The sequence below is a fragment of the Enterobacter sp. C4G1 genome (assembly GCF_052886895.1).
The window spans coordinates 943,796-960,250 of record NZ_JBQVVV010000001.1 but is presented as its reverse complement, the minus strand read 5'-3'; the positions used below and the strand labels follow the sequence as shown (position 1 = coordinate 960,250).

Below are 16,455 nucleotides of genomic sequence, written 5' to 3'. Positions count from 1 at the left end.
ACATCATTGCCAGAGTAACCCAATTATCGTTGTGCTTTTTTCCGGCAGTGGAGCACAAACCGCGCGTAAACAATCATTCACAAAGCCAGGCAAACAGATTAATTTTATTCTCTGGTATAGTGCCATCAGGCCTTTGGAAGGATTCAACTATCGTGATGGGCGTAAGAGCACAACAAAAAGAGAAAACCCGGCGTTCGCTGGTGGAAGCCGCATTCAGTCAGCTGAGTGCTGAGCGAAGTTTTGCCAGTTTGAGCCTGCGTGAAGTAGCACGTGAGGCCGGGATTGCGCCAACGTCCTTCTATCGTCATTTCCGTGATGTGGATGAACTGGGCCTGACCATGGTCGACGAAAGTGGTCTGATGCTGCGCCAGCTGATGCGCCAGGCACGTCAGCGTATCGCAAAAGGCGGTAGTGTTATTCGCACGTCCGTATCGACCTTTATGGAGTTCATCGGCAATAACCCCAACGCATTTCGCCTGCTGTTGCGTGAACGTTCCGGGACATCGGCCGCATTTCGTGCCGCGGTCGCGCGTGAAATTCAGCACTTCATTGCGGAACTTGCCGACTATCTTGAACTCGAAAACCATATGCCGCGTGCATTCACTGAAGCGCAGGCCGAGGCGATGGTGACCATTGTCTTTAGTGCGGGTGCCGAAGCACTGGATGTGAGCGTTGAACAGCGCAAGCAGCTCGAAGAGCGACTGGTATTGCAACTCAGGATGATCTCCAAAGGGGCATATTACTGGTATCGCCGTGAACAAGAAAAGTTGGCACATCAAACCGATGAGTGAAGGGTGAGTAATGAAACAGTCAGGTCAGGATAAAGGTACGTTGTTGCTGGCATTGATCGCTGGCTTATCAATTAATGGCACGTTTTCGGCTGTTTTCAGCTCTATCGTACCATTCTCAATTTTCCCGTTAATTGCAATGGTGCTGACAGTGTATTGTCTGCATCAACGCTATCTGAATCGCACGATGCCTGTGGGGTTGCCGGGGCTTGCTGCAGCCTGCTTTATTTTAGGCGTGTTGTTGTACAGCACTGTGGTACGCGCAGAGTACCCGGATATCGGCTCAAACTTCCTGCCGGCGGTGCTGTCAGTGGCGCTGGTATTCTGGATTGGCTCGCGGATGCGTGGTCGTAAGCACGAGCTGCCGGAGTAAGTGAATTGGGGGTTGTATGCCGGATAAGCGCAGCGCCATCCGGCATACAGATTACTTCGCGGTAAGCAATACACCGCACTCCATGTGGTGCGTATACGGGAATTGATCGAACAGAGCCAGACGTTCAACGTTGTGCGTCTGGCTTAGTGTTTCCAGATTCTTGCACAGGGTTTCCGGGTTGCAGGAGATATACAAAATACGCGGGTACGCCTGCACCATCTTCTCAGTTTCGCTGTCCAGCCCACTGCGCGGTGGATCGACAAAAATCGTCTCACACTGGTAACTCTTCAGGTCGATACCCTGTAATCGATTGAACTCACGCACGCCGTTCATCGCCTGCGTAAACTCTTCTGCCGCCATACGAATGATCTGAACGTTATCGATATGGTTGGCTGCAATGTTGTACTGGGCGGCCGCGACCGACGGTTTAGCGATTTCAGTTGCCAGCACGCGCTCAAAGTTACGCGCCAGCGCCAGCGAGAAGTTGCCGTTACCACAGTACAACTCAAGCAGATCGCCCGTTGACCCTTCTGTCGCCTTCAGCGCCCACTCCAGCATCTGCACGTTCATCGCGGCGTTTGGCTGGGTGAAGCTGTTTTCTACCTGGCGGTAAATCATCTCTTTACCCGCCACCGGCAGACGCTCGTCGATGTAATCCTGGTCCAGCATGATTTTGGTTTTGGTGGCACGGCCAATCAGGTGAACATTGATATTCTGCGCGCGCAGGGCATCGCGCAGGGCTTCTGCCTGCTCGCGCCACTCGTCGTTCAGTGCTTTGTGATACAGCAGGGAGACAATCGCCTGGTTGCTTTGCGTGGTCAGGTAGTCAATCTGGAACAGCTTGTTGCGTAGCACCGGGTTGCTGCGCACGCCGTCCATAATGAGGGTCATCAGTTGGTTAATCAGCTCGCTCGCCGCCGGAAAACTGTCTACGCGGATACGGGATTTTGTCTGCTGATCGAAAATGATGTGGTACAGGTCGTCCCCATCGTGCCAGATGCGAAATTCTGCACGCATCCGGTAATGGCTGACTGGGGAACGGAACACCTCTGGAACGGGCGCGTTGAAAGGCGTCATCATACTTTGCAGGCGGACAACTTTCTCTGCCAGCTGCGCGTCGTACTGTTCTGTCGGGAGGTGTTCGGGGGTCATGATGCGTCCTGAGTGATAAAGAATTACGCGGGGATTGTAGGCATTGTTCAGGGGATGTCCAGATTTAATGGCTAATAGCTATCTGGACATCTATACGTGTCTAATTGTAGCATTCTGTTTCCGGTCTCCTGAGAGTGAAAAGGGAATCCAGTGTAAATCTGGAGCTGACGCGCAGCGGTAAAGACTGGCGGGATGAGAGTTGTAGACACTGTGAGAACGGGAAGTCTTCATCCATTAAACGCCACCTAGCCCGAAGACCTGCCGGTAACACGTCGCATTTGGTTTCATCATCGCGTGCTATAGATGGGGCCTGCGGCATCCTTCTTATATTGTGGATGCTTTTACAATGAATAAAAAAGTATCGCTGTTGACGGCGCTTTCCGTCACGGCATTTTCGGGCTGGGCGCAGGATGGCACAGACTCGTTGGTGGTGACTGCAAACCGTTTTGAGCAACCGGTAAAAACCGTTCTGGCTCCGACATCTGTTGTGACGCGTGAAGATATTGATCGCTGGCAGGCAAAGAGTGTGGTGGAAATCATGTCACGACTGCCAGGCGTGGATATCGCGCAAAGCGGTGGTATGGGCGCGACCTCTTCTACCTTTATACGCGGGACCGAATCCCGTCATGTTCTGGTGCTGATCGATGGTGTCCCTCTGAATAATGCAGGTATCAGCAACGTTCCTGACCTCAGCCAGATCCCGACTTCGCTGATTCAGCGCATTGAGTACATCCGTGGCCCTCGTTCGGCGCTGTATGGCTCCGACGCGATTGGCGGTGTTATCAACATCATCACCGGGCGCGATAAACCGGGGGCAGAAATTTCTGCGGGGGTGGGGTCTAAGGGTTACCAGACCTATGATGGCTCTTTCCAGCAGGTGCTGGATAAAACCAAAATCACCATGGCGGGTAACTATACCTATACCCGCGGTTTTGATATCGGTGCAAAAGATGCTCCGCGCCAGCCGGATCGTGACGGTTTTATGAGTAAGTCACTGTACGGCTCTGTGGAGCAGCAAATTACCGACAGCGTAAGCGGTTTTTTCCGTGGTTTTGGTTACGACAACCGCACGGCGTATGACGGCTACGATCACTACGATGCAAACTTTATGGTTGACGGTCGCCCGGACACCCGCCAGCTCTACAGTCAAAACTGGGATACTGGCCTGCGTTATAACCAGGGAATTTTCCAGTCGCAGCTGGTGGCAGGTTACGGCCGCAGTAAAGATCAGAACTATGACCCGAAAAAAGGGCGTTACGCTGATTCTGCAACTATGGACGACGTGAAGCAGTACACGACGCAGTGGCTGAACACCGTTGAAGTTGGTCACGGGAATATCGGCGCGGGTCTGGACTGGCAGAAGCAGAAAACCCAGGCGGGCACGGGCTATCTGGATAAAGGCTACGAGCAGCGCAATACTGGCGTGTTCTTGTCTGCGATGCAGCAGTTCAATAGCGTGACGCTTGAAGCCGCAGCGCGTAATGATGATAACTCCAACTTTGGCAACCACGGAACTTGGCAAACCAGCGCTGCGTGGGAGTTTGTGGATGGTTATCGCGTGATTGCCTCTTACGGCACAGCATTTAAAGCACCGACCATGAGTCAGATCCACAGTGCTTCTTACGGAAATCCGGACCTTAAACCGGAGGAGAGTAAGCAGTGGGAAGGTGGCTTTGAAGGCCTGACGGGGCCGGTAAACTGGCGTGTTACCGGCTATCGCAATGACATTGATAATCTGATAAGCAGCGATCCGCATACGTATCGTTACTACAACGTTGACGAAGCACGCATTAAAGGCGTGGAAGCCACGGCGCAGTTCGACACCGGCCCGGTAGGTCATCAGATTTCTTACGATTATGTTGATCCACGTAATGCGAAAACCAACGAAGTACTGGCTCGCCGCTCTAAGCAGCAGGTTAAGTATCAGCTGGACTGGCAGGTGTGGGACCTCGACTGGAACGTTGCGTACCGTTATCTGGGAACCCGCTATGACGTTGCTATCGATCCAAATACCTATGCGTCAGAACGTGTGAAAATGGGCGGTGTAAGTTTGTGGGATGTCGCAGTTTCATATCCTGTCACCTCTCACCTTACAGTTCGTGGTAAAATAGCCAACCTGTTCGATAAAGATTACGAGACAGTTTATGGCTACCAAACTGCAGGACGGGAATACACCTTGTCTGGCAGCTACACCTTCTGATCCGCGTCCCACCGTGCTGGTGTTTGATTCCGGCGTAGGTGGGCTTTCGGTCTATGATGAGATTCGGCATCTCCTGCCGAATCTCCATTACATCTATGCTTTCGATAACGTCGCTTTCCCTTATGGAGAAAAGAGCGAAGAGTTCATTGTTGAGCGTGTCCTTGAAATCGTGACTGCCGTGCAAAAGCGCTATCCTCTGGCGCTGGCCGTTATCGCCTGCAATACGGCGAGTACGGTATCCCTTCCCGCATTACGCGAAAAGTTTCCGTTCCCGGTGGTGGGTGTTGTGCCTGCGATTAAACCGGCCGCACGTCTGACGGCGAATGGGATTGTCGGGTTGCTGGCCACGCGTGGCACGGTGAAGCGTCCTTATACGCGTGAGCTGATCGACCGCTTTGCTAATGAATGCCAGATTGCGATGCTCGGATCTGCGGAGCTTGTCGAAATGGCGGAAGCAAAGTTGCATGGACACGCAGTTCCACTGGAAGAGCTGCGCCGCATTTTGCGTCCGTGGCTGCGGATGCCGGAGCCGCCGGACACCGTTGTTCTGGGATGTACCCATTTCCCTCTTTTACAGGAAGAGCTTCTGGCGGTTCTGCCAGAGGGGACCCGGCTGGTGGATTCCGGTGCGGCAATTGCGCGTCGTACTGCCTGGCTGCTTGAACATGAAGCGCCAGATGCAAAATCTACTGATGCCAATATCGCTTTTTGTATGGCGATAACAAAAGAGACTGAACAACTTTTACCCGTTTTACATCGTTACGGCTTTGAAACGCTCGAAAAACTAGCGTTGTAGCACGGTTTTGAGCAAAAAAGAGACGGTTGAAAGTTTTTTTCAAAAGAGGGGTTGTCAACGTCTGAGAACTCCCTATAATGCGCCTCCACTGACACGGAACAACGGCTTACAAGCCGCCGGGTTAGCGGGGTTCAGAGATGAACGCCAACAGAGAAAAGTGAAAATAAACGCTTGACTCTGAATGAGGAAAACGTAATATACGGGACCTCGCAACGGTGAGCTGAAAGCCACGTTGCAACTGCTCTTTAACAATTTATCAGACAATCTGTGTGGGCACTCAAAGTGACATGGATTCTTAACGTCGCAAGACGAAAAATGAATACCAAGTCTCTGAGTGAACATACGTAATTCATTACGAAGTTTAATTCACGAGCATCAAACTTAAATTGAAGAGTTTGATCATGGCTCAGATTGAACGCTGGCGGCAGGCCTAACACATGCAAGTCGAGCGGTAACACAGGGAGCTTGCTCCTGGGTGACGAGCGGCGGACGGGTGAGTAATGTCTGGGAAACTGCCTGATGGAGGGGGATAACTACTGGAAACGGTAGCTAATACCGCATAACGTCGCAAGACCAAAGAGGGGGACCTTCGGGCCTCTTGCCATCAGATGTGCCCAGATGGGATTAGCTAGTAGGTGGGGTAATGGCTCACCTAGGCGACGATCCCTAGCTGGTCTGAGAGGATGACCAGCCACACTGGAACTGAGACACGGTCCAGACTCCTACGGGAGGCAGCAGTGGGGAATATTGCACAATGGGCGCAAGCCTGATGCAGCCATGCCGCGTGTATGAAGAAGGCCTTCGGGTTGTAAAGTACTTTCAGCGAGGAGGAAGGCATTAAGGTTAATAACCTTGGTGATTGACGTTACTCGCAGAAGAAGCACCGGCTAACTCCGTGCCAGCAGCCGCGGTAATACGGAGGGTGCAAGCGTTAATCGGAATTACTGGGCGTAAAGCGCACGCAGGCGGTCTGTCAAGTCGGATGTGAAATCCCCGGGCTCAACCTGGGAACTGCATTCGAAACTGGCAGGCTAGAGTCTTGTAGAGGGGGGTAGAATTCCAGGTGTAGCGGTGAAATGCGTAGAGATCTGGAGGAATACCGGTGGCGAAGGCGGCCCCCTGGACAAAGACTGACGCTCAGGTGCGAAAGCGTGGGGAGCAAACAGGATTAGATACCCTGGTAGTCCACGCCGTAAACGATGTCGACTTGGAGGTTGTTCCCTTGAGGAGTGGCTTCCGGAGCTAACGCGTTAAGTCGACCGCCTGGGGAGTACGGCCGCAAGGTTAAAACTCAAATGAATTGACGGGGGCCCGCACAAGCGGTGGAGCATGTGGTTTAATTCGATGCAACGCGAAGAACCTTACCTACTCTTGACATCCAGAGAACTTTCCAGAGATGGATTGGTGCCTTCGGGAACTCTGAGACAGGTGCTGCATGGCTGTCGTCAGCTCGTGTTGTGAAATGTTGGGTTAAGTCCCGCAACGAGCGCAACCCTTATCCTTTGTTGCCAGCGGTTCGGCCGGGAACTCAAAGGAGACTGCCAGTGATAAACTGGAGGAAGGTGGGGATGACGTCAAGTCATCATGGCCCTTACGAGTAGGGCTACACACGTGCTACAATGGCATATACAAAGAGAAGCGACCTCGCGAGAGCAAGCGGACCTCATAAAGTATGTCGTAGTCCGGATTGGAGTCTGCAACTCGACTCCATGAAGTCGGAATCGCTAGTAATCGTAGATCAGAATGCTACGGTGAATACGTTCCCGGGCCTTGTACACACCGCCCGTCACACCATGGGAGTGGGTTGCAAAAGAAGTAGGTAGCTTAACCTTCGGGAGGGCGCTTACCACTTTGTGATTCATGACTGGGGTGAAGTCGTAACAAGGTAACCGTAGGGGAACCTGCGGTTGGATCACCTCCTTACCTTAAAGAACCTGCCTTTGTAGTGCTCACACAGATTGTCTGATGAAAAATAGCAGTAAAAATCTCTGCAGGCTTGTAGCTCAGGTGGTTAGAGCGCACCCCTGATAAGGGTGAGGTCGGTGGTTCAAGTCCACTCAGGCCTACCAAAATCCTTATGTTAAAGGATGAGCGGTACAGAGATTAGTGTATACGATGGGGTTATAGCTCAGCTGGGAGAGCGCCTGCCTTGCACGCAGGAGGTCTGCGGTTCGATCCCGCATAGCTCCACCATCTTTACTGCGAAAACAAGAAAACTTCAGAGTGTACCTGAAAAGGTTCACTGCGAAGTTTTGCTCTTTAAAAATCTGGATCAAGCTGAAAATTGAAACGACACACCTTAAGTGGTGTGTTCGAGTCTCTCAAATTTTCGCAATTTGATGATGAATCGAAAGAAACATCTTCGGGTTGTGAGGTTAAGCGACTAAGCGTACACGGTGGATGCCCTGGCAGTCAGAGGCGATGAAGGACGTGCTAATCTGCGATAAGCGCCGGCGAGGTGATATGAACCTTTGACCCGGCGATTTCCGAATGGGGAAACCCAGTGTGTTCCGACACACTATCGTTAAGTGAATACATAGCTTAACGAAGCGAACCGGGGGAACTGAAACATCTAAGTACCCCGAGGAAAAGAAATCAACCGAGATTCCCCCAGTAGCGGCGAGCGAACGGGGAGCAGCCCAGAGTCTGAATCAGCTTGTGTGTTAGTGGAACGGTCTGGAAAGTCCGGCGATACAGGGTGATAGCCCCGTACACGAAAGCACACAGGTTGTGAACTCGAAGAGTAGGGCGGGACACGTGGTATCCTGTCTGAATATGGGGGGACCATCCTCCAAGGCTAAATACTCCTGACTGACCGATAGTGAACCAGTACCGTGAGGGAAAGGCGAAAAGAACCCCGGCGAGGGGAGTGAAAAAGAACCTGAAACCGTGTACGTACAAGCAGTGGGAGCACCTTCGTGGTGTGACTGCGTACCTTTTGTATAATGGGTCAGCGACTTATATTCTGTAGCAAGGTTAACCGTATAGGGGAGCCGAAGGGAAACCGAGTCTTAACTGGGCGTTAAGTTGCAGGGTATAGACCCGAAACCCGGTGATCTAGCCATGGGCAGGTTGAAGGTTGGGTAACACTAACTGGAGGACCGAACCGACTAATGTTGAAAAATTAGCGGATGACTTGTGGCTGGGGGTGAAAGGCCAATCAAACCGGGAGATAGCTGGTTCTCCCCGAAAGCTATTTAGGTAGCGCCTCGTGAATTCATCTTCGGGGGTAGAGCACTGTTTCGGCTAGGGGGCCATCCCGGCTTACCAACCCGATGCAAACTACGAATACCGAAGAATGTTATCACGGGAGACACACGGCGGGTGCTAACGTCCGTCGTGAAGAGGGAAACAACCCAGACCGCCAGCTAAGGTCCCAAAGTCATGGTTAAGTGGGAAACGATGTGGGAAGGCACAGACAGCCAGGATGTTGGCTTAGAAGCAGCCATCATTTAAAGAAAGCGTAATAGCTCACTGGTCGAGTCGGCCTGCGCGGAAGATGTAACGGGGCTAAACCATGCACCGAAGCTGCGGCAGCGACGCTTATGCGTTGTTGGGTAGGGGAGCGTTCTGTAAGCCGTTGAAGGTGTCCTGTGAGGGGTGCTGGAGGTATCAGAAGTGCGAATGCTGACATAAGTAACGATAATGCGGGTGAAAAGCCCGCACGCCGGAAGACCAAGGGTTCCTGTCCAACGTTAATCGGGGCAGGGTGAGTCGACCCCTAAGGCGAGGCCGAAAGGCGTAGTCGATGGGAAACAGGTTAATATTCCTGTACTTGGTGTTACTGCGAAGGGGGGACGGAGAAGGCTATGTTAGCCGGGCGACGGTTGTCCCGGTTTAAGCATGTAGGCGGAGAGTTTAGGTAAATCCGGACTCTTTTTAACGCTGAGGTGTGATGACGAGGTACTACGGTACTGAAGTAACAAATGCCCTGCTTCCAGGAAAAGCCTCTAAGCATCAGGTAACATCAAATCGTACCCCAAACCGACACAGGTGGTCAGGTAGAGAATACCAAGGCGCTTGAGAGAACTCGGGTGAAGGAACTAGGCAAAATGGTGCCGTAACTTCGGGAGAAGGCACGCTGATGTGTAGGTGAAGCCCCTGCGGGTGGAGCTGAAATCAGTCGAAGATACCAGCTGGCTGCAACTGTTTATTAAAAACACAGCACTGTGCAAACACGAAAGTGGACGTATACGGTGTGACGCCTGCCCGGTGCCGGAAGGTTAATTGATGGGGTTAGCGGCAACGCGAAGCTCTTGATCGAAGCCCCGGTAAACGGCGGCCGTAACTATAACGGTCCTAAGGTAGCGAAATTCCTTGTCGGGTAAGTTCCGACCTGCACGAATGGCGTAATGATGGCCAGGCTGTCTCCACCCGAGACTCAGTGAAATTGAACTCGCTGTGAAGATGCAGTGTACCCGCGGCAAGACGGAAAGACCCCGTGAACCTTTACTATAGCTTGACACTGAACACTGGTCCTTGATGTGTAGGATAGGTGGGAGGCTTTGAAGCGTGGACGCCAGTCTGCGTGGAGCCGACCTTGAAATACCACCCTTTAATGGCTGGTGTTCTAACGTAGACCCGTAATCCGGGTTGCGGACAGTGTCTGGTGGGTAGTTTGACTGGGGCGGTCTCCTCCCAAAGAGTAACGGAGGAGCACGAAGGTTAGCTAATCCTGGTCGGACATCAGGAGGTTAGTGCAATGGCATAAGCTAGCTTGACTGCGAGAGTGACGGCTCGAGCAGGTGCGAAAGCAGGTCATAGTGATCCGGTGGTTCTGAATGGAAGGGCCATCGCTCAACGGATAAAAGGTACTCCGGGGATAACAGGCTGATACCGCCCAAGAGTTCATATCGACGGCGGTGTTTGGCACCTCGATGTCGGCTCATCACATCCTGGGGCTGAAGTAGGTCCCAAGGGTACGGCTGTTCGCCGTTTAAAGTGGTACGCGAGCTGGGTTTAGAACGTCGTGAGACAGTTCGGTCCCTATCTGCCGTGGGCGCTGGAGAATTGAGGGGGGCTGCTCCTAGTACGAGAGGACCGGAGTGGACGCATCACTGGTGTTCGGGTTGTCATGCCAATGGCATTGCCCGGTAGCTAAATGCGGAAAAGATAAGTGCTGAAAGCATCTAAGCACGAAACTTGCCCCGAGATGAGTTCTCCCTGACCCTTTAAGGGTCCTGAAGGAACGTTGAAGACTACGACGTTGATAGGTCGGGTGTGTAAGCGTAGCGATACGTTGAGCTAACCGATACTAATGAACCGTGAGGCTTAACCTTACAACGCCGAAGCTGTTTCGGCGGTTGAGAGACAGAATATTTTCAGCCTGATACAGATTAACAGAATTTGCCTGGCGGCTTTAGCGCGGTGGTCCCACCTGACCCCATGCCGAACTCAGAAGTGAAACGCCGTAGCGCCGATGGTAGTGTGGGGTCTCCCCATGTGAGAGTAGGGAACTGCCAGGCATCAATTAAGTAGTAAGCCGGTGCATTAATCCGGTGGTTACAAAGTCTTCGGTGGAGCGGTAGTTCAGTCGGTTAGAATACCTGCCTGTCACGCAGGGGGTCGCGGGTTCGAGTCCCGTCCGTTCCGCCACTTATTAAGACATTAAGCCTGCTATATCTTAGCAGGCTTAATGGTAAGAAAATTTAGGGGCGTAGCTCAGTTGGTAGAGCACCGGTCTCCAAAACCGGGTGTCGCGAGTTCGAGTCTCTCCGCCCCTGCCATATATAATCCTTTGCTTAGGCAAAGGATTTTTTTTTGCCTTAAAAAGGCTAAAACCACGTCTTTGAAAATGCTACCTGCATCCATGCAGGTAATATGCATCATTCCATTATGTTGATTTTTAACAGATCTTTTATCTGAGATTGTTTGTCACTGTTCTGCAACCAGATGGCATAGAGCGGTCTCGAGAGCGTTGTGGAATCCGCCACAGTATGCAATTCAGGCTTATTGTTCGCCCAACGGGTGGGTAACCAGGTGCAACCTTTCAGTAAAGAAAGATGCTGACAGGCGATCTCAGCCGAGCTTGTGGTGAGCTGAGGTACGTCATCACTTGCAATCAATCCAGCCTCATGTTGTTGAAAATCCGGCCCCCATTCAAGGCGTAAATAGTTAAGGTCAGCCTTCATCATTGAGGGTTCAGAGGCATACAGTGCAAGGCTAAATTGCCCGATAATCTGGCTGCTAAATTCGTCCATTTTGGGGGCTTCTGTCGTGATCAGGAGATCCAGTTGCCGTTCATGCAATTGCTTAACCAGCGACTGACGTTGCGCAATTCTTGCTTCAAACTGTAGGTGGTTATGTGAACGGTATAGCTGTGTAAGCCATTGACTGAGCATACATTCCCATAGCGATGCGCTGGCCCCAATAGAGAATTCGTTATGCCGTGAGGTATGCGCAACCTCCTTGCGTGCTGCTTGCCAGGTATTCATCAGCGTTTCTGCATAGGGCAATAGTTTTTCACCGGCAGGCGTCAAACGGATATTGTTGCGATGGCGCGTAAAAAGATTCACACCCAGCTGATTCTCTAACTGGCGAATACGAAAACTGACCGCTGACTGCGTCAGGTAAAGGGCTTCCGCTGCTCGCCCAAAGTGACGCGTTCTGCTCACTTCGAGGAAAGTTTTTAGCAATTCCGTATCCACATCTTTCTCCGCAAAATTATTTGTCGTTATGATTTAAATGTTTTGTTTTACACTCTGTCAAGCGTAACTAATACTCCGCGCCATAAATAGCTCGGCCAAAGAATTAGGAGCGTGTAGGATGGCGGAAAGCTTTACGACGACGAATCGTTTTTTCGACAATAAAAATTATCCGCGCGGGTTCTCTCGCCATGGTGACTTCACCATTAAAGAGGCACAACTGCTTGAGCGCCATGGTTATGCCTTTAACGAGTTGGATCTGGGGAAACGTGAACCAGAAACGGAAGACGAAAAACAGTTTGTTGCCGTTTGCCGTGGCGAGCGTGAGCCGGTATCAGAAGTAGAACGTGTATGGGTGAAGTATATGGCGCGTATCAAGCGTCCTAAGCGTTTCCACACACTGTCTGGCGGTAAGCCTCAGATGGAAGGTGCTGAAGATTACACCGAGTCTGACGACTAATGTGACAAGAAAAGGGGCTTTGGCCCCTTTTTTACGCCAGCATTTTTTGCAGATGCAGTAGCAAACGGTCTATTGCACGATAACTCAATGCTTCTTGCAGATGCTGCCTCTGGATTTCAGTACACCCTTCAACATCAGCGATCGTCCTGGCGACTTTCAATAAGCGCTGCCAGGCACGAATCGAAAGCCCAAACCGTACAAGGGTGTCCTCAAGCCAAAGCGCATCCTCCGACGACAGATGGCAGAATTGCCGAATTTCCGCATTATCAAGATAGGCATTGAGTTTGCACTGACGGGCATATTGCTTCTGCTGGGCAGTGATGACTCTTTCGCGCACTTCCGCTGAAGTTGTTCCCTGTCCGTTGTTCTTGCTGAGTAGCCCGGGAGGTGGAAGAGGGATCTCCAGAGATAAGTCGAACCGGTCGAGGAAAGGACCTGATAGTTTTCCAAGATAGCGGAGCGTCTGCTCAGGCGTACACCGGTTATGGTTCCCCTGGTAGTGCCCTGTTGGGCTGGGGTTCATCGCAGCGACCAGCTGGAACCGCGCAGGGTAACTGATTTTGGCGCGCGTCCGGGAGATGTGAATCTGTCCCGACTCAATTGGTTCACGCAAGGCGTCCAGAACCCGCCGTTCAAATTCAGGTAATTCATCAAGAAACAGGATGCCATTGTGCGCCAGCGAGATTTCGCCAGGCCCCGGGATAGAGCCCCCACCCACCATTGCTGTCAAAGAAGCACTGTGGTGCGGTGAGCGAAAGGGTCGTTGCCGCCACTGCTTTTGCAGTGATGTTGAGCTAACGAGGCTAAATATGGCGGCGCTTTCAAGTGCCTCGCGATTGTTTAATGGCGGCAGTAAGCCATTCAGGCGGCTTGCCAGCATTGTTTTGCCTGTTCCTGGTGGGCCAATCAATAAGAGGTTATGCCCACCTGCGGCGGTAATCTCCAGGGCTCGCTTTCCCTGTTCCTGGCCAATAATGTCGCTGAGATCGTCCCGGTTATCCGGCTGGATATCTTCGGCCTCCCGTGGTTCGGCAAGCTCATGCCGCCCCTCCAGGTACGCACAAACCTCCTGTAGATGGCCAGCTATCAGACACCCTTTTTCTGCAATCAGGCTCACTTCAGGAGAATTTTCATTGGCCACAATGATTTGTCGGCCTGCGCTTATAGCTTCCAGGGCACCTGAAATTGCGCCAGGAACGCCTCTTAATGAGCCTGTAAGAGCGAGTTCTCCGATGAACTCATACGAGCTTAGCCTGGTGGTATTCAGCTGCTCAGAAGCGGCGAGAAGCGCAATAGCGATAGGTAAATCATATCGCCCTCCCTCTTTGGGTAAGTCAGCGGGTGCCAGGTTGATGGTGATTTTCCTGGCAGGGAAGGTATAACCGCTATTGATGATGGCGCTACGCACCCGATCTCTGGCCTCTTTTACGGTGGTTTCTGGTAGCCCAACGAGAGTGAGCCCTGGCAGGCCATTACTCAGATGTACTTCAACAGAAATCAGTGGTGCCTTCACACCAATAGCGGCGCGTGTATAAACAACCGACAGTGACATAGAAACCCTCCTTGTCAGGCAACTATGCCAGTTCGTATTTTTGTTTTTGACCGTATATTCGCGACTTTACGAGGTGCATTCACCACTTTTAGCGACAAAGTGTAATTGTTGCATCATGATGGAATCGGCACCGCAAAGAGCGATAACTCCCCGTTTTGAGTGCTGGCGGAGACGTAAAAAAATGAAAAAAATTCATTTTCTATTTTCCTCATATAAAACAAAGATTTTTAGAAAAATCATTCGCGTGCTAAACAAATGCGTCATAAATAAATCTTGTGTTCAATTCGGAATCTGTGATAACTCTTTAGGTATTCCTTCGAACAAGATGCAAAAAGAACTGAAAATGACAGCCCTTCTACGAGTGATTAGCCTGGTCGTGATTAGCGTGGTGGTGATTATTATCCCACCGTGCGGGGCTGCACTTGGACGAGGAAAGGCATAGAAATCAAGCCTTAACGAACTAAGACCCCCGCACCGAAAGGTCCGGGGGTTTTTTTATGACTAAAAAACTTAAACGAGGAGCAGAGAATGACGACTAGCACAAAATTCTGTTTCTCCCGATTTATGACGGGGAACTAACTATGAATGGTGCACAGTGGGTAGTACATGCGTTGCGCGCACAGGGAGTCGAAACAGTCTTCGGTTATCCGGGGGGCGCAATTATGCCGATTTACGATGCACTGTATGACGGCGGCGTGGAACACCTGTTGTGCCGACACGAGCAGGGTGCTGCAATGGCGGCCATTGGCTATGCGCGTGCTACGGGTAAAACCGGCGTCTGCATGGCAACATCAGGCCCGGGGGCGACCAACCTGATCACAGGCCTGGCCGACGCACTGCTTGATTCCGTTCCTGTTGTCGCCATCACCGGGCAGGTGGCCTCCCCGTTCATCGGTACCGATGCTTTCCAGGAAGTGGACGTACTGGGCCTGTCACTGGCCTGCACAAAGCACAGTTTCCTCGTTCAGTCTCTGGAAGAGCTGCCGCGCGTAATGGCGGATGCGTTTTATGTTGCCAACTCTGGCCGCCCTGGCCCGGTTCTGGTTGATATCCCAAAAGATATCCAGGTTGCCCTGGGTGAGCTGGAGCCGCATTTCTCCACCGTGGAAAACGACGATGCTTTCCCACATTCCGAAGTGGACGCGGCGCGTCAGATGATAGCGGAAGCGCAAAAGCCGATGCTGTATGTCGGTGGTGGTGTGGGCATGGCGCAGGCCGTACCTGCCTTGCGAAGCTTTATCGCCGCTACCCAAATGCCAGCCACCTGTACGCTGAAAGGCCTGGGTGCGGTAGAGGCAGATTACCCATTCTATCTGGGGATGTTGGGTATGCACGGCACCAAAGCCGCCAACCTGGCGGTTCAGGAATGCGACTTGCTGATTGCCGTAGGCGCCCGTTTTGATGACCGCGTAACCGGCAAACTGAATACCTTCGCGCCGAATGCGAAAGTGATCCACATGGATATCGACCCTGCGGAAATGAATAAGCTGCGTCAGGTGCACGTGGCCCTTCAGGGCGATCTCAATGCGTTGTTGCCTGCATTACAGCAGCCGCTGAACATCAATGAATGGCGTCAACACACCGCAGATATGCGTGCTGAACACGCCTGGCGTTACGACCATCCGGGTGACGCCATCTACGCGCCGCTGTTGCTGAAACAGTTGTCCGATCGTAAACCGGCAGACAGCGTGGTCACCACCGACGTCGGCCAGCATCAGATGTGGTCTGCGCAGCACATGACCTACACTCGCCCGGAAAACTTCATCACTTCTAGCGGGTTAGGAACGATGGGCTTTGGCCTGCCTGCGGCGGTAGGTGCACAGGTTGCCCGTCCGCACGATACCGTCATCTGTATCTCCGGTGACGGCTCTTTCATGATGAATGTTCAGGAGCTGGGCACCGTTAAGCGTAAGCAGTTACCGCTGAAAATCGTATTGCTCGATAACCAGCGCTTAGGCATGGTTCGCCAGTGGCAACAGTTGTTCTTCCAGGAGCGTTACAGCGAAACGACGCTGACCGATAACCCCGATTTCCTCATGCTGGCCAGTGCCTTTGGTATCCCAGGCCAGCACATCACCCGTAAAGACCAGGTTGAAGCGGCACTCGACACTATGCTGTCAAGCGAAGGGCCTTACCTGCTTCATGTCTCAATCGACGAGCTTGAGAATGTCTGGCCGTTGGTACCACCAGGTGCCAGTAATTCACAAATGCTGGAGAAATTATCATGATGCAACATCAGGTCGCCGTGCAGGCTCGCTTCAACCCAGAAACCTTAGAACGTGTTTTGCGTGTAGTCCGTCATCGTGGTTTTCAAATTTGCTCTATGAATATGGAGACGGCCACAGACGCACGGAACATCAGTATCGAATTAACCGTTGCCAGCGCGCGGTCGGTCGACTTACTGTTTAGTCAGTTAACAAAGCTGGTAGACGTTGCCCATGTTGCCATCTGCCAGAGCACAACCACATCACAACAAATCCGCGCTTAAGC

The 16,455-nt window shown here is 52.1% G+C and carries 12 protein-coding genes, 4 tRNA genes, 3 rRNA genes and 1 riboswitch; of the genes, 16 read left to right on the top strand and 3 right to left on the bottom strand.

The features are described 5' to 3' along the window. Positions 1–152 precede the first annotated feature (152 nt). Both fabR and ACT9TW_RS04620 read left to right on the top strand, forming a co-directional pair. Entirely contained in the window at positions 153–791 is a 639-nt protein-coding gene (fabR, locus tag ACT9TW_RS04625; RefSeq protein WP_014072319.1) for an HTH-type transcriptional repressor FabR, read from the top strand. Between the two features lie 10 nt (positions 792–801). Beyond that, positions 802–1,161 (top strand): YijD family membrane protein, encoded by a 360-nt coding sequence (locus ACT9TW_RS04620; RefSeq protein WP_446491770.1) that lies wholly within the window; start codon positions 802–804, stop codon positions 1,159–1,161. 51 nt (positions 1,162–1,212) lie between these two features. Here ACT9TW_RS04620 and trmA read toward each other — a convergent pair whose 3' ends face one another. Then, the gene (trmA, locus tag ACT9TW_RS04615; RefSeq protein ID WP_166718489.1) at positions 1,213–2,313 is read right to left on the bottom strand and encodes a tRNA (uridine(54)-C5)-methyltransferase TrmA; all 1,101 of its coding nucleotides are present in this window, start codon (positions 2,311–2,313) and stop codon (positions 1,213–1,215) included. 104 nt (positions 2,314–2,417) lie between these two features. Continuing rightward, a riboswitch (cobalamin riboswitch) is annotated at positions 2,418–2,593 on the top strand. A gap of 66 nt (positions 2,594–2,659) precedes the next feature. Here trmA and btuB point away from each other — a divergent pair. The 9 genes from btuB (at position 2,660) to ACT9TW_RS04570 (ending at position 11,035) form a co-directional block, all read left to right on the top strand. After that, positions 2,660–4,513, top strand: a complete 1,854-nt coding sequence (gene btuB, locus ACT9TW_RS04610; RefSeq protein WP_446491769.1) for a TonB-dependent vitamin B12 receptor BtuB — start codon at positions 2,660–2,662, stop codon at positions 4,511–4,513. Further along, entirely contained in the window at positions 4,458–5,309 is an 852-nt protein-coding gene (gene murI / locus ACT9TW_RS04605; RefSeq protein WP_446491768.1) for a glutamate racemase, read from the top strand. The genes btuB and murI overlap by 56 nt, the downstream gene beginning before the upstream one ends. Positions 5,310–5,692: 383 nt before the next feature. Then, a 16S ribosomal RNA gene (locus ACT9TW_RS04600) occupies positions 5,693–7,232 on the top strand. 69 nt (positions 7,233–7,301) lie between these two features. Next, positions 7,302–7,378: transfer RNA gene (locus ACT9TW_RS04595), tRNA-Ile, on the top strand. A gap of 48 nt (positions 7,379–7,426) precedes the next feature. Further along, positions 7,427–7,502, top strand: a tRNA-Ala gene (locus ACT9TW_RS04590). Between the two features lie 180 nt (positions 7,503–7,682). After that, positions 7,683–10,588, top strand: a 23S ribosomal RNA gene (locus tag ACT9TW_RS04585). Positions 10,589–10,658: 70 nt separating this feature from the next. Further along, positions 10,659–10,774, top strand: a 5S ribosomal RNA gene (rrf, locus tag ACT9TW_RS04580). Together the 16S, 23S and 5S rRNA genes with 4 tRNA genes alongside form the textbook arrangement of a ribosomal RNA operon. Before the next feature lie 53 nt (positions 10,775–10,827). Further along, positions 10,828–10,904, top strand: a tRNA-Asp gene (locus tag ACT9TW_RS04575). A gap of 55 nt (positions 10,905–10,959) precedes the next feature. Continuing rightward, positions 10,960–11,035: transfer RNA gene (locus tag ACT9TW_RS04570), tRNA-Trp, on the top strand. Positions 11,036–11,134: 99 nt separating this feature from the next. Here the strand turns inward: ACT9TW_RS04570 and hdfR are convergent. After that, positions 11,135–11,956 (bottom strand): HTH-type transcriptional regulator HdfR, encoded by an 822-nt coding sequence (hdfR, locus tag ACT9TW_RS04565; protein ID WP_446491767.1) that lies wholly within the window; start codon positions 11,954–11,956, stop codon positions 11,135–11,137. Between the two features lie 118 nt (positions 11,957–12,074). Between hdfR and ACT9TW_RS04560 the strand changes: the two genes are divergently transcribed. Continuing rightward, a complete protein-coding gene (locus ACT9TW_RS04560) occupies positions 12,075–12,413 on the top strand; it encodes a DUF413 domain-containing protein (protein WP_182062969.1) in 339 nt (112 codons plus the stop codon). A 31-nt stretch (positions 12,414–12,444) separates the two neighbouring features. Here ACT9TW_RS04560 and ACT9TW_RS04555 read toward each other — a convergent pair whose 3' ends face one another. After that, a complete protein-coding gene (locus ACT9TW_RS04555) occupies positions 12,445–13,965 on the bottom strand; it encodes a YifB family Mg chelatase-like AAA ATPase (RefSeq protein WP_182062968.1) in 1,521 nt (506 codons plus the stop codon). Between the two features lie 343 nt (positions 13,966–14,308). On the opposite strand from ACT9TW_RS04555, the gene ilvL reads away from it, so the two are divergent. From ilvL to ilvM, 4 genes are all read left to right on the top strand, one after another. Next, entirely contained in the window at positions 14,309–14,407 is a 99-nt protein-coding gene (gene ilvL, locus ACT9TW_RS04550; RefSeq protein WP_001311244.1) for an ilv operon leader peptide, read from the top strand. 86 nt (positions 14,408–14,493) lie between these two features. Continuing rightward, positions 14,494–14,544, top strand: coding sequence for a peptide IlvX (gene ilvX, locus ACT9TW_RS04545; protein WP_166792073.1), 51 nt, complete (start codon positions 14,494–14,496; stop codon positions 14,542–14,544). 2 nt (positions 14,545–14,546) lie between these two features. Further along, the gene (gene ilvG, locus ACT9TW_RS04540) at positions 14,547–16,193 is read left to right on the top strand and encodes an acetolactate synthase 2 catalytic subunit (protein WP_446491766.1); all 1,647 of its coding nucleotides are present in this window, start codon (positions 14,547–14,549) and stop codon (positions 16,191–16,193) included. Then, a complete protein-coding gene (gene ilvM / locus ACT9TW_RS04535) occupies positions 16,190–16,453 on the top strand; it encodes an acetolactate synthase 2 small subunit (RefSeq protein ID WP_182062966.1) in 264 nt (87 codons plus the stop codon). Before ilvG ends, ilvM begins: the two co-directional genes overlap by 4 nt. Positions 16,454–16,455 lie beyond the last annotated feature (2 nt).